Here is a 21,160-nt window from a genome sequence, read left to right as displayed (position 1 = left end):
ACCACCGGCCCCACACCGCCATCGGGAACCGGTCACCCATCACACGGTTGACCAACGTCCCTGGGCAGTACAGCTAGTTGACGACCTGTCAGCGATCGACCGATTGTCCCGCCCCCGTTCGTGGGGCTACCGTCTGGCTACTGGACTCGGCAGATCAGGAGCGATTGCGAGCGACGACGCAGCGAGCGCCGCCGGCTCACCCTCGTGCACGAGCTGGTGCACCCGCTGGTACGAGACCCCGAGGACGACCGCGATGTCCCGAAGGGTGAGGCCGTCGTCCTTCAATGAGACAGCGATCGCCCTGCGGAGCGAGAGCGCGCGGGCCTCCTTCACCTCGGCCTCGGCGCGCAGCGCGGTGGCCTCTTCGAGCGAGCGCGCCAGGGCTGGTTCGAGCTCGGTACGGATGACCACGGTGACGTCGTCCTGATCGACTTCGGCGACGAAGGCGATCGCTTCGCGCTGGGCGTCGGCAGCGAGGTCGAGCCGACGGACCTGCGAGATCGCGCCGGGGAACTGGTCGTTCTGCACGATCCACCAGTTGCCCTCGCGATGCGCACGTGACGTGTAGGTCATCGCCACCACCCCTTCCCGAGCTCCTGCTCGAACTGCTCGAAGAACGCCCGAGCGGTGCCGTCGGCGATCTCGGAGTGCCGTCCGACGGTACTCCGGGTCGACCCGACGACGATGCCGGTGTGGTTCGTGAGTTCCACTTCCCGGTACTCGAGGCCGGCCGCACGTGCCGCGATCTTGATGCGTTCGAGCACGGCTTGGCGTTTCACAGCGTATGTCTACCGCCCTTGATCCTTCAAGGCAAGCAACATAGACAAGCCGGGATGACCTTCGCGTGCACCGTGCGAGGCCGCCCGCGCTTGGAGTGCAGAAATGGTCGGGTACCCGAAGGCGACCCGACCATTTCTGCTCACGAAGCGAACCCCGGACGCACGCCGACGCCCGCGCCGCCCGCCCGCGCCGCGTGCCCCGCCTCAGCGGAAGTGCATGTTCTTCAGCGGATCGACGAGCGTGCCGTTCCGCCGCGTTTCGACGTGCACGTGCGGCCCCGTCGACTGCCCGGTGTTGCCGGACTTCGCGATCTCGGTGCCGAGCTTCACGATCTGCCCCTGCTTCACCTCGATCTTGCTGAGGTGTGCGGTCAGCACCGTCGTCATGCCGTACGTCACGACGACGTAGTTGCCGTACGCGGCGTCGTTCGCGATGGTCTTGGTGACCGTGCCGGTCCCGGAGCCGTACACGGGCGTGCCGACCGCGACCGGGGCGTCGGTCCCCTGGTGGTAACGCGGGACGTGCCCGGCACCGCGGTCGTCGCCGTACCGGCCGGAGATCTTCGTGCCGTTGACGGGCCAGGCCAGTCCCGTGACGGGGCGGCTCGACCACACGCGGGTGTCCTTCGCGCCGTAGAGCACGACGTTGCCGTCGACCTGCACGAGCAGGTTGCCCGACCCGGCGGTGCTGGTGCGGGAGCTCCAGAGCGCGACCTTCTTGCGCGTCGCGTCACGGGTCCAGATGACGAAGTTGCCCTTCGCCTGCAGCTCGGCCCAGGCGCCCGGGTGCCCGCCGGTCCGCGACTGCCAGACGACGCGACCGCTGACCTTCTGCACCAGGTTGCCGTCGGTGCGCATGTTGAGGATGCGCGTGCTCGAGGTGTCGGAACGCAGGACCGTCCCGCCCAGGATGGTGTTCCCCGAAGGGACGCGGTCCTGGTATCCGTTCCAGCTCACGACGACGGTCTTGCCGGCCAGGAGCGCCATGGTGCCGTCGGCACGGACCTTCAACGCAGTCGAGTTCACGGCCCCCGCGGACGCCCAGCGCGCCACGCGCTTCCCGTTGCGGGTGATGTCGAGGGCACGGTTCTTGCCGACCACGGCGATCGCACCGGAGTTGCCTGCGGTGTTCGACGCCCACAGCACGCGGTTGCCGATGCCGTACTCGACCAGGTTGCCGTCGCCCTGCATGATGAGCTTGAACTGGCCGTTCGGCGACGTCACCTGGTCGCCGGGGTTGAGCTTGGTCCCGGCGGGTGCCGAACCGACCCACACGGCCGAGGCCGCCGCCGGCTCGGCGGTCGCGACGAGCGCCCCTGCGGCGAGGGCCAGTGCCATGACGGCGCCGGCGATGCGTGGGAGTCGGCGCGTGCGTGCGACGGTCGACGGAGTGGTGGTCATGGATCCCCTGCCCTGGAACCGACCGCGCGAGCGCACGGTCGTTCGGCGCTCGCCCTGCACGAGTCGCCGACCGATGTTCGCTTTTCTGAGCGGGGCGCACAACCCCTTGGACTGGGGGTACACGGCGCGTGGTCCGCCGCCGCGGGACAGGATGGGTCCATGTCGACGCCGAACCCCGCCTTCGTCCCACCCACACCACAGACCACGCGCCCGGACCTGCAGGGCATGTTCGGCATGGCGGCTTCGACGCACTGGATCGCGACGGCGACGGCGCAGTCGGTGCTCGAGCGGGGCGGCAACGCCTTCGACGCCGCCGTGGCGGGCGCCTTCGTCCTGCACGTCGTCGAGCCGCACCTGAACGGCCCGGGCGGCGACTTGACGGCCGTCTTCGCGACGGCGGCGAACCCGACACCGATCGTGCTCGCCGGGCAGGGCCCGGCGCCGGCCGGCGCGACCCCGGAGCACTACCGCTCCGAGGGCCTCGACCTGGTGCCCGGGTCCGGCGCGCTGGCGGCAGCCGTCCCCGGCGCCGTCGACGCGTGGTTGCTCCTGCTCCGCGACCACGGAACGTGGGAACTCGCCGACGTGCTCGCGCCCGCCATCGGCTACGCCCGCGACGGCCACCCGGTCGCACCTGCGGTGGTCCGGACGATCACCGCCGTGCAGGACCTGTTCCAGCAGCACTGGCCCACGTCCGCAGCGCGGTGGCTGCCGGGAGGCACGGTGCCGGTTCCCGGGGACCTCGTGCGCAACGAGGCACTGGCCGCAGTGCTCGACGGGCTCGTCGACGCCGGTGACGGGGCCGGCAGCCGGACCGGCCGCATCGACGCCGCCCGGTCCGAGTGGGCCGAGGGTTTCGTGGCCGAGGCGATCGACCGCTTCGTCCGCGAACCGCACCGGCACGCGTCGGGCACCGACCACGCCGGCGTCATCCGGGCGTCGGACCTGTCGGCGTTCCGGGCGTCGTACGAACCCGCGACGACCGCGGAGTTCCGCGGCTGCACGATCGCGAAGACCGGACCGTGGGGGCAGGGGCCGGCGTTGCTCCAGACCCTCCGGCTGCTCGAACCGCTCGACGACGCCCTGCTCGACCCGTCGACCGAGCTCGGTGCGCACACGATCGTCGAGGCGCAGAAGCTCGCGCTCGCCGACCGCGAGGCCTTCTACGGCGACGGCGAGGTCCCGATCGGCGTGCTGCTGTCCGACGCCTACGCGGACGAGCGCCGCGCCCTGATCGGCGAGCGGGCGTCCGCCGAGCTCCGCCCCGGCACGATCGGCGGCGTCGAGCATGCGCTGCCGCCCATCCGCACCGCATCCGGCGACGGCGCACCGGCCGGGCTCGGTGAACCGACGGTGCAGGTGGCCCGCGACGCCCAGGTCCCGCCGGCCGCCCCGGTGGAGGACCGCGGCGAACCGTTCGTGGCCCCGGACGGCGAGACCCGCGGCGACACCTGCCACATCGACGTCGTGGACCGCTGGGGCAACATCGTCAGTGCGACCCCGTCCGGCGGGTGGCTGCAGTCGTCGCCGACGATCCCCGAGCTGGGGTTCTGCCTCGGTACCCGCCTGCAGATGACCTGGCTCGAACCGGACACGGCGTCCACGCTGCGCCCCGGTGAGCGCCCCCGCACCACCCTCACGCCGACCCTGGTGCTCCGTGATGGTGAACCGATCGCGGCCCTCGGGTCACCCGGCGGCGACCAGCAGGACCAGTGGCAGCTGCTGTTCCTGCTGCGCTGGATCGTCGGCGGCTACTCCCCGCAGCAGGCGATCGACGCCCCGGCGCTGCACACGACGTCGTTCCCGGGGTCGTTCTGGCCGCGCACCTGGGCCCCCGCGGGACTCGTGGTGGAGGACCGTCTCGGGGACGACGTCATCGCCGGGCTCGAGGCGCGCGGTCACGTCGTGACCCGCGGTGGCGACTGGAGCCTCGGGCGGCTGTCGTGCGTGACCCGCGACCCGGCGACCGGAGTCCTCGGTGCCGCCGCGAACCCCCGAGGGAACCAGGGCTACGCCGCGGGCCGCTGACCCCCCGCGCTCGTTCCTTCCCAGAACACCCGCGCCGGAAAGCGGAATCGGGCGTACCTGGTCGAAACGTCCGACCAGGTACGCCCGATTCGACCAGGGGTGCGAGCGCCCCGCGCTCAGAGCGTCGGGACGACCACCGCGCGGCCCGACAGCTCGCCGGCCTCGAGCTTCCGGTACGCCTCGAGTGCGTCGGACAACGCGTACCGCTCGACGTCGGGGACGATCTGGCCGGCGCGGTACATGGCGACGACCTCGTGCAGGTCCTCGATCGTGCCCCAGTAGGTGTTCGTGATCGTCGACTCGTACGGCGTCGCGAAGAAGTTCCACTCGGTGGTGCCGCCGGCGATCCCGACCACGGTGAACCGGCCGCCGATCGCCATCGACGCCTGGGCGACCTTGATGGTGGGGGTCGCACCGACGAAGTCGAACGCGGCATCGACACCGCGGCCGCCGGTGATCTCGCGGATCGCAGCGGCCTGGTCCGGCCCGCCGGGCACCGTGATCGCGCCGCGGGCAGCGGCGCGGTCCATGGCGTCCTGCTTCAGGTCGGTCGCGATGACGGTGGCGCCGGTGAGTGCGGTGAGGATCTGCACGGCGATCTGGCCGAGCCCACCCAGTCCGACGACGAGTGCGAAGCGACCGCCGCCCGCCAGGTTCGGCAGGGAGTTCTTGATCGCGTGGTACGGGGTGAGCGCGGCGTCGCTGAGCGGCGCTGCGGCCACGGGGTCGGCGTCACCGAGCGGCACGAGGTTCCGCGCGGGGACGGTCACGTACTCCGCCATGCCGCCGTCACGGCCGAGGCCGATGCCCATGTACGGGTTCGTCGCGGCGTTCTCGCAGTAGGTGTCCTGCCCCTTCGAGCAGTACGAGCAGTGCCCGCAGCCGACCGGCCCGTAGACCAGGTAGGCGTCACCCTCGGTGAACCCGGTGACACCGTCGCCGACGGCCTCGACCCAGCCGGAGTTCTCGTGACCGAGCACGAACGCGGGGGCCTGCGCTCCGGGCTGGCCCTCCTGGAACTCGCGGTACACGGCGACGTCCGAGTGGCAGGCGCCAGCTCCGGCGACCTTGAGCAGCACCTCCCCCGGCCCCGGCGTGGGCTTCGGAACGTCTGTGAGGGACGGGAAGGTCTGGTACTGCTCGAACACGACGGCGCGCATGGTGGGTCTCCTTTGGACCCCTTCAAGCTACACCTGTCGCTCAGGACGACATCTGTTGCCAGGAGCAGCAGACCTGCGTCTTCACCGTGAGCCGGTTGCGAGAACGCTCGTTCCCCGCTTGACTCGGTGGCAGCGGTCCCGTTCGGGGCCGCTCCCCCACACGAAAGGAGCGCCATGCCCACGCGCACCGCACGCACCGCCTGGAACGGCGGCCTCGAGGACGGTTCCGGCCAGGTCGAACTCTCGAGCTCGAAGGTCGGCACCTACGACGTCTCGTTCCCGAAGCGCGCTGCCGACGACGCCGGTGGCACCACGAGCCCCGAGGAGCTCATCGCCGCCGCCCACTCGGCCTGCTACGCCATGCAGTTCTCCGCCGTCCTCGGCGAGGCCGGCGGCACGGTCGAGGCGCTCGACGTCAAGGCCGACGTCTCGCTCGGCCCGGATCCGGCCGGCGGCTTCCAGCTCACCGGCATCGTCCTCACCGTCAGCGGCGAGGTGTCCGGCATCGACGAGGCAGCCTTCCTCAAGGCCGCCGAGGACGCCAAGGCGACCTGCCCCGTCAGCAAGGCCCTGACCGGCGTCGAGATCACGCTGCACGCGACCTTCGAGCAGTAACCGAGTCGCGTCCGAGACGCGACCGACTCACGGACGGGAGGCGCGGTGCCAGCTGGCATCCCGCCTCCCGTCCGCGTACTGGTCGCGTGCAGAGCACGACTGGCACCATGGCGGGATGGCCGAGCAGCATCCCCAGGGCCCGCACAAGCCGGGCCGCCCGCCCCGGCCGCGACGCCGCAGCCTGGCGCAGCACGACCTGCGCGACGCCCGAGCGCGCCTGCGCGGGACGATCTACGAGCACGTCGAACCCGACGCCAAGGGGCGTGACCAGTACACGGCCACGCAGATCGTCGACTTCTGTCTCGACCTGGCCGAGGTGATGCTGGCCTCCGGCGCGGACACCCGCAGCGTCGAGACGGCCGTCGTCGCGGTCTCGACGAAGTGGAACCTGGCACCCCTCGACCTCGACTTCTCCGGCAGCTCGGTGACGATCCAGTACGCACCGGCCGACATCCCGCCGCTCGTGAAGGTGCGGACGGTCCGCTCCGACGGCTCCGACCTCGACAAGCTGGCGCGCGCGAACCAGATCGTGGACGACCTGATCCACGACGACCGCGACATGACCTCGGCGGTGAACGCCCTGGTCGCCGTCGTGCGGATGCCGCCGCGCTGGCCGATGTGGCTCTCCGACATCGGGCTGTCCATCCTCGGCATCTCGATCGCGATGCAGGCCGGCGGTGGCTGGCGCGCCGGACTCGGTGCGTTCGTGCTGATGCTCGGGATCATCGTCTCCGGGCGGTGGCTGACCGGCCGCGGCTACCCGCAGTTCTTCGTGTCCGGGGCCCAGGGCGCGGTGGCGTCGGCCATCGGCACGCTCGCGATCTGGGCCGGCGTCCTGAACGCCGGTGGGGCGGCCACGATGGTCGCTGCGCTCGTCGTGCTCCTGCTGCCGCACCCGTCACTCGTGACGTGGGCGCAGGACGCCATCTCGGGGTTCCGGGCGATGGCCGTGGCCCGGGCGTTCTACATCGGGCTGGTCATCGCGGCGATCGTGGTCGGGGTGCCGGCCGGGATCGCGATGACGCACTGGCTGCAGATCGAGGTCGACCCGTCCGGCATCGTGACGCAGACCCTGCCGCTCTGGGCCTCGCTGGCACTCACCGTGGTGTCCGCCGGGGCGAACTGCTTCGTGCAGCAGGCGAGCGCACGGGTGATCCCGGTCGCGGTGGTCTTCTCCGTCGCCGCCGGAGCCGCGCTCTGGGCGCTGCGGCAGGCCGGGCTCCCGTTGCTCGGTGCGACGTTCCTGGCCGCGGTCCTGCTCGGCGTGCTGTCGACCTACGCGGCGGTGCGGATGCGGACGGCGGTGGCGGCGATCGCGGTGCCGGCGTTCTGCGGCGCGCTGCTGCCCGGTGTCGCCGTGTCGAACGCGCTGCTCAACTTCATGTCCGGGTCGTCGAGCGCGGCGCTCGACTTCGTGGCCGCGGTGTCGGTGGCCCTCGGGATCGGGGCGGGCCTGGTGCTCGGGGGGCTGTTCGCGACGCCGGGCGCCCGTCGAGCGCTCCGCCGCACCCGACGGGTCGTCGTGCACTCGGTCCACAACGACACCACGGCGCTCCGGGTCATCCGGGACACCGGGTACGACCCCGGCGACGGTTCGGTCCCGCGCGGCTCGCGGAGCAGCGGCGACGGCAGTTCGTGAGCAGAAGACGTCGGGTGCGGTCCTCGTACCCGACGTCTTCTGCGCACTGAACGGCCTCGGCGACCGTCAGCCGGCGTCGGAGACGGCGCTCGACACCGCGGTCGGGGCGTCGTACTGGCCGTCCGGGATCGCGCGGAGCGCCTCGAGGACGTCGTCCGGCGCACCCTCCTGCTCGGCGGTGGAGACGACGTCGTCCTTCGACGCCGGGTAGTCGATGCCGCTCAGGTACTTCTGGACCTGGATGGGGTTCGGTGCTGCCATGTCGGTTCCTTCCGTCGGATTGCGTCTCCACGGAGTACCCGGAAGCCCCTGCACGACGACGGAGGCACGCGCTCCGCGGACGATCGACGAGCCGGTCAGAGCTCCCAGCTGCCGTCGTCGCCGTCACTCCACGTCGCCAGACGGCGGGCCGCCTGCGGCTGGTACCGCTCCATCCAGCCGCGCTCGAGCCGGGCGACGGCGCGGTCGAACGCCGGCACGAGGTCGAGCTCGGACCGCAGCAGGGCCTGCAGCTGCAGTCCCTCGTACAGTGCGATGAGCTGCTCGGCACCCCGGCGGGGATCCATCGTGTGCGGGGCGCGTCCGACGGCGATGTCCCGCTCGAGGCCGCGCTTGACCTGCGCGAAGAACAGCTGGTACCGCGAGCGCAGGTAGGTCGACATCGGGTGCTGCGGGTTGCCCGCAACGGACAGCAGCGCGACGAGCAGTCGCATCAGGGCGGGGTCCTCGGCGTTCGAGGCCACGATCGCGCGCAGCAGGTCCACGGTGGACCCGTCGGCGACCTCGCGCGTCACCTCGTCCATGCGGGCGCCGTTCCAGCGGTCCAGCGCGGCGAGCACCAGGCCGTCCCACGACGGGAAGTGCTGCTCGAGCTCCGCGACCGAGATGCCCGTGCGCTCGGCGACCTGCACGGGCCGGGCCTCGTGGAACGGGACGTCGCGGAGCAGGTCGACGGTCGCGCCCACGATCATGATCCGGAGGTGCAGGGTCGCGGCCGCCGCTGCGGCCGCTCGCGTGTCGGCGCTGGTGTGTTCGAGCATCGTGCCCTCCGTCGTCCCGCGGACGTCCTGTCCGAGTCGCCCCGGCTCGGGGGCACACGTCCATCCAAACGCAGAACGGGGGACACCAGCATCCCCGGTCCGGGTGTCGGCACAAGGGGGGACAGACCGGGCAGCAGCGCACCATGCCCAGCGTGTTCGCGGTGATCCGTGTGACGATGCCGGACATGACCCCGAACGACCCCACCGCGCAGGGACTCGCCACCATGGCCTCGGCCGGCTTCGAGTTCGGTGGCGACCCCGACCAGGTCGCGCACGACGTCCGCACGATGTGGGAACAGCTCGGGCGCCCGTCGGGAGCGTTCGACGCGGCCGCGCGGGCCATCGCCGTGCTGCCCCAGCGCCCCGAGGTGCCGATCGTCGACCAGGTGAGGCGACGCGCGTTCGAGCACGCGATCGGCATCAACCCCGTCGAGGTCGAACTCGCCGCCGCGCTCTCCGCGCGCGAACTCCTCGAACGGATGGCACGGTCGGTCGCCTGCTGAGGCGGCGCCCGCACGAAGAGAACCAGGTTCCGGACACCGCACCGCGCCACTGCACGGTGCTGTGTCCGGAACCTGGTTCCGTCGGACTTCCGCTGGCCTACGGCGTGGGCATCCCGCCGTCGACGTGCAGCGTCTCGCCCACGACGTACGACGACTCACCGCTCGCCAGGAACACGTAGGCGGGTGCGAGCTCGGCCGGCTGCCCCCAGCGACCGAGGTAGGTCTGCTCACCGGCGCTCGGCAGCGCCTCCGGCGGCTGGCCACCGGCGGGCTGCAGCGGGGTCCAGATGGGGCCGGGAGCAACCGCGTTCACACGGATGCCCTTCGGTGCGAGCTGCGCCGCCAGACCCTTCGCCAGGTTGTTCACGGTCGCCTTCGTGGCGGCGTAGTGCACCAGGTGCGGCGACGGCGCGTACGCCTGGATCGACGTGGTGTTGATGATGGTCGACCCCGGCTGCAGGTGCGGGACCGCGGCCTTGGTGATGCGGAAGGTCGCGTAGGCGTTCGTCTTGAAGGTCTCGTCGAACTCCTCGTCCGAGATCTTCGTGATGTCGTCGATGTTCTGCTGCTTGCCGGCGTTGTTCACCAGGATGTCGAGGCCACCGAGCTGCTCGACGGCGTCGGCGACGATCTGCTCGCAGACCTCGAGCGAGGTGATGTCACCGGGCAGCGTCACGGCCTTGCGGCCGGCCGCCTCGATGAGGCCGACGATGCGGTCGGCGTCCTCCTGCTCCTCGGGCAGGTACGAGATCGCGACGTCGGCGCCCTCGCGCGCGTAGGCGATCGCCACGGCTGCGCCGATGCCGGAGTCGCCGCCGGTGATGAGGGCTCTGCGGCCGGCCAGCCGACCCGAGCCGCGGTAGGTGTCCTCGCCGTGGTCGGCGGGGACGTTCTGCGCCATCTCGGCGTCGGTACCGGCGCCCTCGAGGTACTGCTCGTCGGGCTTCTTGTCGGCGTACATCTTCGTGGGGTCCTGCATCACGTACTGGTCAGGCCCGGTCTGGTCGTTCTGCTGGTCCGTCATGTCGCCGACGGTACGCAGGGGGTCGCGCAGACCCGTCCAGGAGGCTGTCCCCCGGTGCGCAGAGCGGCCTGCGTCGGCCGTTCGGTCCCGTTCGCGAGCCGGTGCCGGCGGATCCTCGAAGGTCACGGTCCGGTGACGGGCAGGCTCCGATTCGGTAACACCTGTCGTTCTGTGTGGAGCGAGGTCGTACCGTCGAACGGTGACTCCTCGGACCCTGCTGGCGCTCGGCGCTGCCGTGCTGGCCTTCTCGGCCGGTGCGCTCGCGACCGACGGCGTCACCGGGCTCGGGGCGGACGCGGCCGTCGCGGCGGACACCTCGTACGACGCCGCACCCGTGCGCGTGTCGAACGCGAAGCTCCGCCGGGTGGACTCGATCGAGCTCGACGCCGAGGCCCTGGTGCTCCGCAACGGCGGCAAGACCGTCGTCGAGTCCTCGATGCGCGACTCCCACCTGACCGTCAGCCTGCTCGACCGACTGCTCGGCACGCCCTCGCGCACGCAGACCGCCGAGGGCGACGGTGGCGCGTGCTTCTCGGCCGGCACGACCTCCACGTGGGGCGGAGCTGTCCGGGTCGCGGCCCTGAAGACCGACGCGGCGGCGGGCAACGCCGTCGAGATCCGGATCCTGCGCGACTCCGTGCGCAGCAAGCTCGGCGCCGAGATCGACCTGAGCGGGCCGGACGGGATCCAGGTCGGCGACGACATCGCGAACGAGATCGCCGACGCACCGCACTCGGAACGGGTGTCCTACGGCTCCGACGACTCGCGTGCCTGGCAGCTGCTGCTGCGCGAGGGGTGGGGCGCCGAACACGCCGACGACGAGCCCCGTCTGTCGACGACCCCTGACGGCGCCGACTCCGGCACGAACGGGGTGTCGGCCTTGACGAACGAGACGACCGTCACGGTGCTCGGCTCCCCGATGCCGGTCCACGCGCAGCGGAGCTGCTGACCCCGCGAACCGTCGGGCTGCGGGCCGTCAGACGCGCAGCGTCGCGACCACCGGGAAGTGGTCGCTGGCGAACCACGTCTCCGGGCCGTCGTGGTCGATCATGACGCGGTCCACGCCACTGACGCCACGGGTCAGCACCCAGTCGATCCGTTCCCCGGAATCGACGGGCGGCTGCCAGTCGTTGAACGACGCGGTGCGGTCGGACGGGTCACCGGCGGCCAGCCAGGCGTCGTCGAACCCAGCCTCGGCGAACACGCGCGACGCCGCGCCGGTCCCCGCGGGTTCGTTGCAGTCCCCCGCGAACACCACGGGACCGGAGGTGCCGGCCAGTCGCTCGACGATGAGGGCGGCGCTCCGCCCCCGGACCTCGTCGCCGTGCGGCCCGGGCTCGTGGTCCAGGTGCGTGGTGAGCAGGGTGAACGCGGCCCCCTCGGCGTCGAGGAACCGGGCGTGGTTCGCGATCCGCGGGTACAGGCTGCCCCAGGTGTTCGAGACCGGCTCGTCCGGGGTGTCGGACAGCCAGAACGATCCCTCGTCGGCCGGGCGGAACCGATCACGGCGGTAGAACACGGCGGCGTGCTCCCCCGCGTCGCCGCCCTCGCGCCCCTGCCCGAGGTCCGCGTGGTCCGGCAGCCCGGCACGCAGGTCGTCCATCTGGTGCCCGAACGCCTCCTGCACGCACAGCAGGTCCGGATCGTGCCGGCGGATGACGTCGAGCACGACCGGTAGCCGGGCCGGCCAGTCGTGCGCGGGGTCCGGGTTCTTGATGTTGTAGGTCATCAGGACGATCGGGCGTGCGGCGCTGGTCACCCCACGAACCTACCGACGCGGTTCCTGAGCCGTTCCCATCAGTAGATGCAGGTGTCGTCCGTGCCGTAGTTGTGCACGTCGGTCGACTTCGGCGACGACTCCTTGGACGGCTCCTTCGTCGGCTTCGACTCCGTGTCGCCGGCAGCGGGTGTCGATGCCGCGGCGCTCGGCTCACTGACTGCCGTGACGGCCTTGCCGTCGGTGCCGAGGACGAGCGTGACCCCCGTCGCGCCACTGGTCCGGACCGCGACGGCGCCGGGCACGACGGCCGCGATCGCCTTCGCCTGCGACTCCTGGCCGGCCGGGTACTGGACCTGTGTGGCCTTCGTCGTCGCCGAAGTCCCGGCTGGGGCGACCTGGAAACCGCGCGCTGTCAGGACCTGACCCGCCGCCGTTGCTGCGCCCTCGACCCCGCTGCCGTTCAGCACGGTGACCGAGGTGTTCGCGGGCTGCGCACGCCCGGCCTTCGCGTACGCCTCGGGTTCGCCGACCAGCCCCTGCACGAAGGCGGGCAGCCCGACCGTGTCGACCTCGACGATGGACAGCGCCGAGCCGTTCACGTAGACGGTGGGCGTGCCGAGCGTCGGGATCGTGGCCGACTGGATGTTCGCCGGCCGCAGGTTCCGCATCTGGCTCGCGAGCGACAGCAGGTCGGTGTCGGTCTGGATCGAGTCCCCGACCGCCCCGAGGATGTTGCCCATCTTCACCGGGTTGAGGAGCGTGCCGGCCGACAGGACCTTCCGGGCCTCCTGCGACAGGAAGTACTGCTGGCGGACGTTGCGGTCGAGGTCGCCGTTCGGCAGACCGTGGCGCTGCCGCACGAAGGACAGCGCTTCCTTCGCGTTCAGCGACGACTTGCCCGCTGGCAGGTCCACGCCGGAGTAGGGGTCGTTCGTGGCCTGCTTCAGGCACACCTGGACGGGCCCGAGCTCCTTCACCACCTGGTAGAAGCCGAGCAGCGAGACCCGCACGTAGTGGTCGATGGACAGGCCGCTCAGGTTCTCGATGGTCTTGATGAGCAACTTCGCACCGCCGGTGTCGCCGCCGCCGTTGAGGGTGCCGTAGTAGAACGCGCTGTTGAGCTTGCCCTTGCCGACGTCCGGGATGTCGACGTACGAGTCGCGGGGGAACGAGATCATCGTCGCCTGGGTGCCGTCGGCGTTGATGTGCAAGACGATCATCGTGTCGGTGTTCGTCCCACCGCCGTCGTCCTGGGTGCTCAGCTCGGCCAGCTGCTCCGGCGTCGCGTTGTCCGGCCGGTGGTCGTCACCGACGAGCAGGATGTTCTGCGCCTTGCCGTCGACGTCGTCCTTCTCGCTCGTGGTCCCGGCGATCGCATCGATCCGGGTGACGCCGCCCTGCAGCCGGTTGTAGGCGTAGGCCGCGTACCCGCCGCTGAGCAGGAGCGCCATGGTGAGCACCCCCGCCACGGCCGGGAACACCACACCCGCCCGGCGCTTCTGGCGCCCGTGGCGCGGCGTCGCGGCGCCGCGGTGCGCGGGCTCGGTCGTCTGCTCGGGTTCGTTGCTCACCGGGAAACCATAACGGGAGCGCGCGCAGCGGACATGGGATGAGCCTGGAAGCTTGCCTCGTACTCACCGTCACGAACGGGACGGGAGGCCCGTGGCGGGGTCGCCACGGGCCTCCCGTCCTGCCTGCGGTCGCGCTAGTCGCGCGACGGGAGCAGGTGGAGCGCCTCCATCGCGAGCTCCGCCGCGATCGGGTCCTTCGCGACCACCGCGTCGCGGAGCTTCACGACCTCGGGCAGGATCACGTCCGCCGGCACCAGCTCGGCGAGCTCCGGCACGCGGAGCTTGAACGACAGGCCGTCCGTGGTCGAGTTGCAGAGCTGCACGAGCGAGGGGTTGCCGCAGGCGTCGGCCCACATCGAGTAGACGCTCGCGCCGTCCCTGGCGATCTGGTCCTGCTCGTCGGCACTGACGCGCGCATGCACGTCGTCGAGCATCTTCACGATCTTCTTGCGCTGGGCATCGGTGAACCGGGGCACCGCGAGCCGCACGACGCCGCCGTAGATCACGCCGAGCGTGCGGTACGCGTCCAAGAGCTCGTCCTTGGTCGGCGCCGCCACCCGGGTGTAGCGGTTGGGTGCCATCTCGATCAGGCCGGCTCGGGCGAGCTCGGCGAGTGCCTCGCGGATGGGGGTGCGGGAGACCCCGAGCCACGCGATGAGGTCGTCGTCGTTGAGCCGTTCTCCGGGCTCGAGCGTGCCGTCCATGATCGCGTCGCGGATCTTGTCCTGCACGGTGTCACGGAGGAGCTTGCGCTCGGCAGCGGGCTGCGTCGAGGGAACTGGCATGGACCGAGCGTGTCACATGTCAGGGCTCGTGCGCGAGAGGCGCGACGGCCACCACGCGTGACGCCCGAGGTCGTACGCCAGCGCCGGGACGAGCAGGGACCGGACCACGATGGTGTCGAGCAGGACGCCGAACGCCACGACGAAGGCGATCTGCACGAGGAACAGGATCGGGATGACCCCGAGGGCGGCGAAGGTGGCGGCGAGCACGATGCCGGCGGACGTGATCACGCCGCCCGTGACGCCGAGACCGCGGAGCACGCCCTCGCGCGGACCGTGCTGCAGCGCTTCCTCACGCACCCGGGTCATGAGGAAGATGTTGTAGTCCACGCCGAGCGCGACGAGGAACACGAACGAGTACAGCGGCACGCTCGGGTCGGCGCCCGGGAACTGGAACACGTGGTCGAAGACGAGCGCTCCGACGCCGAGGGCCGCCGCGAAGGACACGATCACGCTGCCGATCAGCACGAGCGGGGCGACGATGCTGCGGAGCAGGAGCATCAGGATCAGCAGGATCACGACGAGCACCACGGGGATGATCAGGGTGCGGTCGCGGATGCCGGTGTCGTTCGTGTCCACGGCGGTCGCGGTGACACCCCCGACGATCGCACCGTGGTCGACCCGTTCGACGGCGGTGCGGAGGTCGCGGACGGTCTGCTCCGCGGCGTCGGAGTCGGCCGGGTCGGACAGTGTGGCCTCGAGCAGGACGTCGCCGCGCGAGACGGTGGGCTCGGCGGAGGCGCCCGCCGCCCCGCGACCTGCCGTGGAACCGCCGTCGCCGTCGTCCGTCACCGGCACGGTGCCGGCCGGGGAGTCCTTCACCGCTGCGACCACCCCGTCGACGCCGCCGACCGCGGTGATCGCGGCGACGAGCTGGTCGAGGTCCCGCTCGGCGGCGATGACCTGCGCGGGGCTGCCGGAGCCGCCGGGGAAGTGGTCGGCCAGCACCTCCTGGCCGTCGCGGGCCTGCGACGAGCCGATGATCAGGTCGCTCTGCGGCACGCCGTCCGCCTCGAGCCCGAAGAGACCGGCCCCCATCGCCAGCAGCCCGACGGTGCAGACGACCCACACGACCCGGGAGCGACGGGCGACGAGCCGACCGACGCGCGCCCACACCCCCCGGGCGTCGGGTCCGGTGAGCACGGGGTGGGCGCTGCCGTGCGCGGGACGGAGCGGCCAGAACGCCGCGCGTCGGAAGGCGAGCAGCAGCGCCGGCAGGAGCGTCAGGGCGGCGAGCAGGCTGAAGGCGATGCCGATCGCGGCGACCGGCCCCAGGGCCTTGTTCGAGTTGAGGTCGGAGAGCAGCAGGCAGAGCACTCCCACGATGACGGTGCCACCCGAGGCCAGGATCGGCTCGAGGCTCCCCCGCAGGGCGGCCCTCGTCGCGTCCCAGCCGGTGCGGTGATCGCGCAGGGCCTCGCGGAACCGCGCGGTGTAGAGGAGCGCGTAGTCCGTCGCCGCTCCGATGACGAGGATCGACAGGATGCCCTGCACCTGGCCGTTCACGGTGACGATGTCCGCCTTCGCGAGCCACCACACCACGAGGATCGACGCACACAGTGCGAAGGTCGCGGTGCCGAGCACGAGGATCGGGAGCAGGGGTGAGCGGTACACGATGATGAGGATCACGAAGACCGCGGCGAGCGCCACCCCGAGCAGCAGCCCGTCGATCCCCGCGAACGCCTCGGTCAGGTCGGCCGTGAAGCCCGCCGGGCCGGTGACGTAGCCGTGCGCCCCGGACGGGATCGCGTCGTCGACGTCGGCCCGGATCGCCTCGACCGCGTCCCCGGTCTCGGCGCCCTGGGTGAGCGTCGCGACGATCTCGACCGCGTCGCCGTCCTCGCTCGGGATCACCGGGCTGACGGCCTCGACGTCCTGGCGGTCGGACAGCGTGGTGGCGAGGGACGTCGCGTCGGTCAGGTCGGACGACGACAGGCCGCCGTCGCGCTCGAGCACGACGATCGCGGGGGCGCCGGACTCCTCGCGGAACTCCGAGGACCGCTCCTGCACCTTCGTGGCGTCAGCCGAGGCCGGCAGGAACGAGGTCTGGTCGTTCGTGGAGACCTCGGAGACCTTGCCGAAGAAGGGACCGCCGACCGAGGCGATCCCGAGCCAGACCACGATGACGAGTGCGGGGACCACGATGCGCAGGAAGCGGGGCACGACGGTGAGCGTACACCGATCGTCAGCATGCTGATTACTAGACGGGCGGCGGCACGTGCCGACCGTAGAATCACGGGATGGAGGACACGACCGCGCAGTGGCCACTCGGGCGCCTGCTCTCCGCCGCGGCACGGTCGGTCGAGCGCGACTGGGACGAGCGGCTCCGCGCCGTCGGGCTCTCGCACGCTGCGGTGGTCGCGATGGACATCCTCATCCGCACCGGCCCCACCGGCGCGGACACCATCGCCCGCACCGCGCGGGTGCAGCCGCAGACGATGTCACGCACGCTGGAGCGGATGGAGCGCGACGGCCTGGTGCAGCGATCCCCGCACCCCGCCGACCGTCGACGCCGGGTCGTCGACGTGACACCGACCGGCCGCGCAGCGTGGGAGACCGCGCGTCACATCGAGCGCGAGGTCCTGCCGGACGACGCGGCGCTCCGGTCAGCGCTGGTCGAACTGCTGGCGCGACCGCCACGGATCTGACACCCTGTACTTGAAATACCACATGCGATAGGATGGTTCGGTCGGTCGCCCGCCGACTCGAACCCGCAGGAGTCCCGCATGTCCGAACGCCGAGCGGCCCGTCTGGCTGCCGAACTGGCAACCCGTCCCGACCGCCGACCGAAGCGTCGGCGCCCCTTCCTCGTCGCGCTGGTCGCGACGATCGGGTCCCTCGTCGGCATCGCCGCGGTCATCGCGGTGGTGGCCAGCGTCTTCGTCGGCGGCCTGGCACGGAGCTTCGACGCCGGCCGCGACACCATCGCCGCCCCGTTCCCGACGGGGGCACGGCCGACGGTCTCCGGTGGCGAGGACATCCTGCTCATCGGGTCGGACTCCCGGGCGCAGGGTGGGGCGGACGGCGGACCGGCAGAGCTCGGCGGCCGCTCCGACACCCTGATGCTCGCGCACGTCCCTGCCGACCGGAAGTCCGTGTACCTCATGTCGATCATGCGCGACTCGTGGGTGGAGATCCCCGGGCACGGCCGGGCCAAGATCAACGCCGCGTACGCGTGGGGCGGGGCCCCCCTCACCGTGCAGACCGTCGAACAGCTCCTCGACGTGCGCATCGACCACGTCGCCGAGATCGACTTCACCGGGTTCGAGGACATGACCGATGCCCTGGGGGGCGTGACGGTCTCGTCGAGCCAGGCGTTCTCCACGCCCCACCACGACTTCGTCACCGGAGCCAACCGTCTCGACGGCGCCGCGGCGCTCGCCTTCGTCCGGGAGCGCCACTCGTTCGCGGACGCCGACCACACTCGTGTCCGCAACCAGCAGGCCTTCATGCACGGGGTCCTCGACGGGCTGTTGTCCCGCGGGACCCTCACGAACCCCGGCCGCATCCAGGACTTCGTCACGGCGACGAGCGACCACCTGTCGACCGACGCCGGCCTGTCGTTCTCGCGACTGGTCGGACTCGGCTGGGCGCTCCGCGACGTCCGGACCGACGACCTGGTGACCTTCACCGTGCCGACGGCGGGCGCTGGCACCGCACCGGACGGCCAGTCGGTCGTCACGCTGAACGACCTGGCCGTCGGGTCGCTGTCCCAGGCGCTCCGCTCCGACGACCTCGCCGGCTGGCTCGCCGACAACCCGCAGTAGCGACGCCGTCACCGCAGCGCAGGCTCGCTCACGCACGACGACGCCCCACGACTCGAGGTCGTGGGGCGTCGTCGTGTTCGGTCTGCGGAGTGATCAGGCGGGGAGCAGGAGCTCCTGGCCGGCGTAGATCAGGTTCGCGTCGTCGATGGTCGACGTGTTCGCGGCCCAGAGCTTGTTCCAGCCGCCGTCGATCCCGAGCTTCGTCGCGATCGTGTCGAGCGTGTCACCCGAGGCGATCGTGTAGGTCTTACCGCTCGTCTTCACGGCGGCCGGCTTGCTGGGCGTCGTCACGGCCGGGGCCGGCGTCGACTCGGTCGTGCTCGGAGCAGCCGGCTGCGGGGCAGCCTGCTCGGCCGGAGCAGGCGCGGCGGTCTGCGGGGCAGCCTGCTCGGCAGGAGCAGGAGCCGGCGCGGGGGCCGGAGCAGCAGCGGCCGGGGCTGCACCGCTCGTGCCGCTGAGCCCCAGCTGGGCGGAGCAGGCAGGCCAGGCGCCCCAGCCCTGCGAAGCGAGGACGCGCTCGGCGACGGCGATCTGCGCCTCGCGGCTGGCGGCGGCCGGGTTGCCGGCACCGCCGTTCGCCTGCCAGGTGCCGAGGTTGAACTGCAGGCCGCCGTAGTAGCCGTTGCCGGTGTTGATCGCCCAGTTGCCACCGGACTCACACTGCGCGAGCTGGTCCCAGGTCGATCCGGACGCTGCGTTCGCGGGGGTGGCCGCCAGGCCGACACCGGTCGCGGCGATGCCGGCGAACGCGAGGCCGCCGACGATGGTGCGGGTACGGGAAAGCTTCTTCATGTGATTGCTCCACCGGGGTCACGAGCCGCACCGGATGCGGGTTCCACTGCCCACCCCGACCGATCGCGGTCAATTGTGGGTGCGCCACCGGGGGCAGTGGTCATCGGGCCGGCGGCACCTCGGTCGGCAACCATAGGAAACTCTTCACCGTTATCAAACCGAGACAAACGGTTCTACCCACCCATGCTATGTACCCCTCTGGCAAACCTGTACGCCCGGATGCCCATGGGCATGGCGATCCGTCCGTACCCGGGTACGTGACCTTGGCAGTTCCCTGGCAATGCCGATCGGGAGGCCCGGTCACGCCCGGGACAGCAGGGTCACCGCCTCGAGGTGGCCGGTCTGCGGGAACATGTCGAGCACCCGCGCGCGGCGCAGGCGGAAGGACGGCATCCGCGCCAGGTCTGCCGCGAGGGTGACCGGGTTGCAGCTCGAGTACACGACGTGCTGCACGTCGGACTCCTCGAGCCAGGTCGACAGCCGCTCACCGATCCCGCGCCGCGGTGGGTTCACGACGACGAGCTCTGGCACCGCGTCGGGTCGCGTCCGGAGCGCGTGCTCCGTCGCGTCGTCAGCGGCGAAGCGGAGTCCCTCGAGCCCGGACTCGCGGGCGGACTGCTTGGCGGACCGGATCGCCTCGACGCTCGTCTCGATGCCCGTCACCACGCGGCCCGGGCGGGCTGCGTGCAGGGCGAACCCTCCGACACCGCAGTACAGGTCCCACATCGACGCCGGGTCGAGCTCGTCGATCCACGCTGCGGCCTGCGCGTAGAGCTCGGTCGCGACACCCGTGTTCGTCTGGAAGAAGCTCTGCGGGCGCAGGTGCATCGTGACCCCGCCGAGGCGCATCGGCAGCGTCTCCTGCTCGGTCAGCACGATCTCGCGGTCGCCCTCGGTCACGGCCTTGTGCTCGGGGAGCAGGTTCGCCGTGACCACGACGGCGTTCGGCAGCGCGGCCCGCAGTGCGTCGAGGTGCTGCCGGAGCCGCGGCAGCTGCCCCTCGGAGCGCAGGACGAACCGGACCATCAGCTCGCCGTCCGGCGACTCGGTGACCAGGACGTACTTCAGCTCACCCCGGCGTGCGGCGACGTCGTAGGGGATCAGCCCCGCGCTCGACACGAAGTCGGCGAGGACGGGCAGCGCACGCCGGATGCCGGACGTGCAGATGCCGCAGTGCCGCAGGTCGACGCCCCGCTGCCGGTGGTCCAGGATGCCGACCGTCGGGTGCTGCACCGTCCCGCCCACGACCATCTTCGCCTTGTTCCGGTACCCGGACTCGGGGCTCGTGACCGCCGGCGACCACGCGACCGCTCCGGGACCACCAGCGGCCTCGACGGCGTCGTGCAGGAGCTCGCGCGTCCGGAGTTCCTTGTCGAGGACCTGGTCGGCGTAGGGCTGTCCCATGAGCGTGCACGACCGGCACACCCCGCGGTCGAAGTAGTCGCACTGCATGGCCGAGTCAGGATACGGCAGCGTCCCGCGTCGTCGTGGTGAGCCGGTACACCGAGGTCGTGGCCGTCAGGAACAGCGTGGTGCCGTCGTCGCCGCCGAAGCACAGGTTCGACGTGACCTCGGGCACGGGCACCTCGCCGATCCGCGCCCCGGACGGGTCGAACACGACCACGCCCCGGTGCGAGGACGACCAGACGTTGCCGTGCACGTCGACCCGGATGCCGTCCGGCACCCCCTCGCCCGGTGCCAGCCGCGCGAACACCCGACCGTTCTTCAGCAGGTCCCCGCGACGGTCGTACGCCCGGATGACCGGCTCGTCGCCCGACGAGCTCGCGATGTAGAGCACGCCCTCGGCCGGGTCGAACGCCAGACCGTTCGGCTCGTCGAGGTCGATCGCCACGGGGCGCAGGTCCTCGCCCGCCGGCCCGCAGCGGAACACCCAGTGGTCGCCGTACTCGCGGACTCCGGGGTGCCCCTCGCGCGGCTGGGTGATGCCGTACGCCGGGTCGGTGAACCAGACACTGCCGTCCCGCGCGACGACGACGTCGTTCGGCGAGTTGAACCGGACGCCGTTCAGCGTGTCGACGACCGGCGTGACGACACCGTCGCGGTCGCGCTCCACCCGTCGCAGCCCGTGCGAGCACTGCACGACACTGCCGTCCCGGTCGAGCGTCCGGCCGTTGGTGAACTCGACGTCCTGGGCGTACACGGTCGTCTCGCCGGAGTCCGCGTGCCACTGCAGGATCCGGTCGCCGGGGATGTCGGACCACCGCAGCGTCCGGCTGGCCGGGACCCAGCACGGCCCCTCCGCCCAGGTGTTGCCCGTCGCGATCCGCTCGACGGCGGTGGCGTCCGGGACGAGGTCGGTGAACTCCATGGGAACTCCT

21 protein-coding genes are annotated in these 21,160 nt (G+C 71.5%); 7 read left to right on the top strand and 14 right to left on the bottom strand.

The genetic code is table 11. The annotated features are described in order from the left end of the window. Positions 1-126 precede the first annotated feature (126 nt). From ITJ56_RS16370 to ITJ56_RS16360, 3 genes are all read right to left on the bottom strand, one after another. Positions 127-573, bottom strand: a complete 447-nt coding sequence (locus tag ITJ56_RS16370; RefSeq protein ID WP_194631695.1) for a hypothetical protein — start codon at positions 571-573, stop codon at positions 127-129. Continuing rightward, the gene (locus ITJ56_RS16365) at positions 570-779 is read right to left on the bottom strand and encodes a ribonuclease PH (RefSeq protein ID WP_228518093.1); all 210 of its coding nucleotides are present in this window, start codon (positions 777-779) and stop codon (positions 570-572) included. Before ITJ56_RS16365 ends, ITJ56_RS16370 begins: the two co-directional genes overlap by 4 nt. A 204-nt stretch (positions 780-983) precedes the next feature. Further along, a complete protein-coding gene (locus tag ITJ56_RS16360) occupies positions 984-2,180 on the bottom strand; it encodes a peptidoglycan DD-metalloendopeptidase family protein (RefSeq protein ID WP_194631694.1) in 1,197 nt (398 codons plus the stop codon). Between the two features lie 159 nt (positions 2,181-2,339). On the opposite strand from ITJ56_RS16360, the gene ITJ56_RS16355 reads away from it, so the two are divergent. Further along, positions 2,340-4,208 (top strand): gamma-glutamyltransferase family protein, encoded by a 1,869-nt coding sequence (locus tag ITJ56_RS16355; protein ID WP_194631693.1) that lies wholly within the window; start codon positions 2,340-2,342, stop codon positions 4,206-4,208. Between the two features lie 116 nt (positions 4,209-4,324). On the opposite strand, the gene ITJ56_RS16350 is transcribed toward ITJ56_RS16355, so the two are convergent. Then, the gene (locus ITJ56_RS16350; RefSeq protein ID WP_194631692.1) at positions 4,325-5,368 is read right to left on the bottom strand and encodes an NAD(P)-dependent alcohol dehydrogenase; all 1,044 of its coding nucleotides are present in this window, start codon (positions 5,366-5,368) and stop codon (positions 4,325-4,327) included. 174 nt (positions 5,369-5,542) lie between these two features. On the opposite strand from ITJ56_RS16350, the gene ITJ56_RS16345 reads away from it, so the two are divergent. Further along, a complete protein-coding gene (locus tag ITJ56_RS16345; RefSeq protein WP_194631691.1) occupies positions 5,543-5,983 on the top strand; it encodes an OsmC family peroxiredoxin in 441 nt (146 codons plus the stop codon). A gap of 115 nt (positions 5,984-6,098) precedes the next feature. Next, positions 6,099-7,622, top strand: a complete 1,524-nt coding sequence (locus tag ITJ56_RS16340) for a threonine/serine ThrE exporter family protein (protein WP_194631690.1) — start codon at positions 6,099-6,101, stop codon at positions 7,620-7,622. Positions 7,623-7,688: 66 nt separating this feature from the next. Here ITJ56_RS16340 and ITJ56_RS16335 read toward each other — a convergent pair whose 3' ends face one another. Beyond that, the gene (locus ITJ56_RS16335; RefSeq protein WP_194631689.1) at positions 7,689-7,883 is read right to left on the bottom strand and encodes a DUF2795 domain-containing protein; all 195 of its coding nucleotides are present in this window, start codon (positions 7,881-7,883) and stop codon (positions 7,689-7,691) included. A gap of 95 nt (positions 7,884-7,978) precedes the next feature. Further along, positions 7,979-8,662, bottom strand: coding sequence for a TetR/AcrR family transcriptional regulator (locus tag ITJ56_RS16330; protein WP_194631688.1), 684 nt, complete (start codon positions 8,660-8,662; stop codon positions 7,979-7,981). Positions 8,663-8,805: 143 nt separating this feature from the next. On the opposite strand from ITJ56_RS16330, the gene ITJ56_RS16325 reads away from it, so the two are divergent. Next, positions 8,806-9,165, top strand: coding sequence for a hypothetical protein (locus ITJ56_RS16325; RefSeq protein WP_194631687.1), 360 nt, complete (start codon positions 8,806-8,808; stop codon positions 9,163-9,165). 97 nt (positions 9,166-9,262) lie between these two features. On the opposite strand, the gene ITJ56_RS16320 is transcribed toward ITJ56_RS16325, so the two are convergent. Beyond that, positions 9,263-10,189, bottom strand: a complete 927-nt coding sequence (locus tag ITJ56_RS16320) for an SDR family oxidoreductase (protein ID WP_194631686.1) — start codon at positions 10,187-10,189, stop codon at positions 9,263-9,265. A 199-nt stretch (positions 10,190-10,388) separates the two neighbouring features. Between ITJ56_RS16320 and ITJ56_RS16315 the strand changes: the two genes are divergently transcribed. After that, positions 10,389-11,138, top strand: a complete 750-nt coding sequence (locus tag ITJ56_RS16315) for a hypothetical protein (RefSeq protein ID WP_194631685.1) — start codon at positions 10,389-10,391, stop codon at positions 11,136-11,138. Between the two features lie 27 nt (positions 11,139-11,165). Here ITJ56_RS16315 and ITJ56_RS16310 read toward each other — a convergent pair whose 3' ends face one another. The 4 genes from ITJ56_RS16310 to ITJ56_RS16295 form a co-directional block, all read right to left on the bottom strand. Then, positions 11,166-11,948, bottom strand: a complete 783-nt coding sequence (locus tag ITJ56_RS16310; RefSeq protein ID WP_194631684.1) for an endonuclease/exonuclease/phosphatase family protein — start codon at positions 11,946-11,948, stop codon at positions 11,166-11,168. Between the two features lie 38 nt (positions 11,949-11,986). After that, a complete protein-coding gene (locus tag ITJ56_RS16305; RefSeq protein WP_194631683.1) occupies positions 11,987-13,480 on the bottom strand; it encodes an LCP family protein in 1,494 nt (497 codons plus the stop codon). Between the two features lie 134 nt (positions 13,481-13,614). Next, on the bottom strand, positions 13,615-14,265 hold the full coding sequence (locus ITJ56_RS16300) for a GntR family transcriptional regulator (protein ID WP_194631682.1): 651 nt from the start codon (positions 14,263-14,265) through the stop codon (positions 13,615-13,617). 12 nt (positions 14,266-14,277) lie between these two features. After that, the gene (locus ITJ56_RS16295; RefSeq protein WP_194631681.1) at positions 14,278-16,425 is read right to left on the bottom strand and encodes an MMPL family transporter; all 2,148 of its coding nucleotides are present in this window, start codon (positions 16,423-16,425) and stop codon (positions 14,278-14,280) included. A gap of 77 nt (positions 16,426-16,502) precedes the next feature. Here ITJ56_RS16295 and ITJ56_RS16290 point away from each other — a divergent pair, with 77 nt between their 5' ends. Next, complete coding sequence (locus tag ITJ56_RS16290) at positions 16,503-16,910, top strand: MarR family winged helix-turn-helix transcriptional regulator (RefSeq protein ID WP_194631680.1); 408 nt, start codon at positions 16,503-16,505, stop codon at positions 16,908-16,910. Between the two features lie 78 nt (positions 16,911-16,988). Further along, a complete protein-coding gene (locus tag ITJ56_RS16285) occupies positions 16,989-18,029 on the top strand; it encodes an LCP family protein (RefSeq protein WP_194631679.1) in 1,041 nt (346 codons plus the stop codon). Positions 18,030-18,122: 93 nt separating this feature from the next. Here the strand turns inward: ITJ56_RS16285 and ITJ56_RS16280 are convergent, their stop codons facing one another. The 3 genes from ITJ56_RS16280 to ITJ56_RS16270 form a co-directional block, all read right to left on the bottom strand. After that, positions 18,123-18,821, bottom strand: a complete 699-nt coding sequence (locus tag ITJ56_RS16280) for a transglycosylase family protein (protein WP_194631678.1) — start codon at positions 18,819-18,821, stop codon at positions 18,123-18,125. Between the two features lie 300 nt (positions 18,822-19,121). Next, positions 19,122-20,273: a 23S rRNA (uracil(747)-C(5))-methyltransferase RlmC gene (gene rlmC / locus ITJ56_RS16275; protein WP_194631677.1), complete on the bottom strand. Its 1,152-nt coding sequence runs from the start codon at positions 20,271-20,273 to the stop codon at positions 19,122-19,124. Between the two features lie 7 nt (positions 20,274-20,280). Beyond that, positions 20,281-21,150, bottom strand: coding sequence for an SMP-30/gluconolactonase/LRE family protein (locus ITJ56_RS16270; protein ID WP_194631676.1), 870 nt, complete (start codon positions 21,148-21,150; stop codon positions 20,281-20,283). Between the last annotated feature and the right edge of the window lie 10 nt (positions 21,151-21,160).

The organism is Curtobacterium sp. VKM Ac-1376 (assembly GCF_015351025.1).
Classification (GTDB): Bacteria; Actinomycetota; Actinomycetes; order Actinomycetales; family Microbacteriaceae; genus Curtobacterium.
The sequence above is the reverse complement of the archived record's forward strand: the minus strand, read 5'-3'. Positions and strand labels throughout refer to the sequence as shown.

Excerpts from the sequence above, each read along its gene's own strand:
- ITJ56_RS16370 (WP_194631695.1), bottom strand. The coding sequence starts at position 573 with ATGACCTACACGTCACGTGCGCATCGCGAGGGCAACTGGTGGATCGTG.
- ITJ56_RS16360 (WP_194631694.1), bottom strand. The coding sequence starts at position 2,180 with ATGACCACCACTCCGTCGACCGTCGCACGCACGCGCCGACTCCCACGC.
- ITJ56_RS16355 (WP_194631693.1), top strand. The coding sequence starts at position 2,340 with ATGTCGACGCCGAACCCCGCCTTCGTCCCACCCACACCACAGACCACG.
- ITJ56_RS16350 (WP_194631692.1), bottom strand. The coding sequence starts at position 5,368 with ATGCGCGCCGTCGTGTTCGAGCAGTACCAGACCTTCCCGTCCCTCACA.
- ITJ56_RS16345 (WP_194631691.1), top strand. The coding sequence starts at position 5,543 with ATGCCCACGCGCACCGCACGCACCGCCTGGAACGGCGGCCTCGAGGAC.
- ITJ56_RS16340 (WP_194631690.1), top strand. The coding sequence starts at position 6,099 with ATGGCCGAGCAGCATCCCCAGGGCCCGCACAAGCCGGGCCGCCCGCCC.
- ITJ56_RS16335 (WP_194631689.1), bottom strand. The coding sequence starts at position 7,883 with ATGGCAGCACCGAACCCCATCCAGGTCCAGAAGTACCTGAGCGGCATC.
- ITJ56_RS16330 (WP_194631688.1), bottom strand. The coding sequence starts at position 8,662 with ATGCTCGAACACACCAGCGCCGACACGCGAGCGGCCGCAGCGGCGGCC.
- ITJ56_RS16325 (WP_194631687.1), top strand. The coding sequence starts at position 8,806 with ATGCCCAGCGTGTTCGCGGTGATCCGTGTGACGATGCCGGACATGACC.
- ITJ56_RS16320 (WP_194631686.1), bottom strand. The coding sequence starts at position 10,189 with ATGACGGACCAGCAGAACGACCAGACCGGGCCTGACCAGTACGTGATG.
- ITJ56_RS16300 (WP_194631682.1), bottom strand. The coding sequence starts at position 14,265 with ATGCCAGTTCCCTCGACGCAGCCCGCTGCCGAGCGCAAGCTCCTCCGT.
- ITJ56_RS16290 (WP_194631680.1), top strand. The coding sequence starts at position 16,503 with ATGGAGGACACGACCGCGCAGTGGCCACTCGGGCGCCTGCTCTCCGCC.
- ITJ56_RS16285 (WP_194631679.1), top strand. The coding sequence starts at position 16,989 with ATGTCCGAACGCCGAGCGGCCCGTCTGGCTGCCGAACTGGCAACCCGT.
- ITJ56_RS16280 (WP_194631678.1), bottom strand. The coding sequence starts at position 18,821 with ATGAAGAAGCTTTCCCGTACCCGCACCATCGTCGGCGGCCTCGCGTTC.
- rlmC (WP_194631677.1), bottom strand. The coding sequence starts at position 20,273 with ATGCAGTGCGACTACTTCGACCGCGGGGTGTGCCGGTCGTGCACGCTC.
- ITJ56_RS16270 (WP_194631676.1), bottom strand. The coding sequence starts at position 21,150 with ATGGAGTTCACCGACCTCGTCCCGGACGCCACCGCCGTCGAGCGGATC.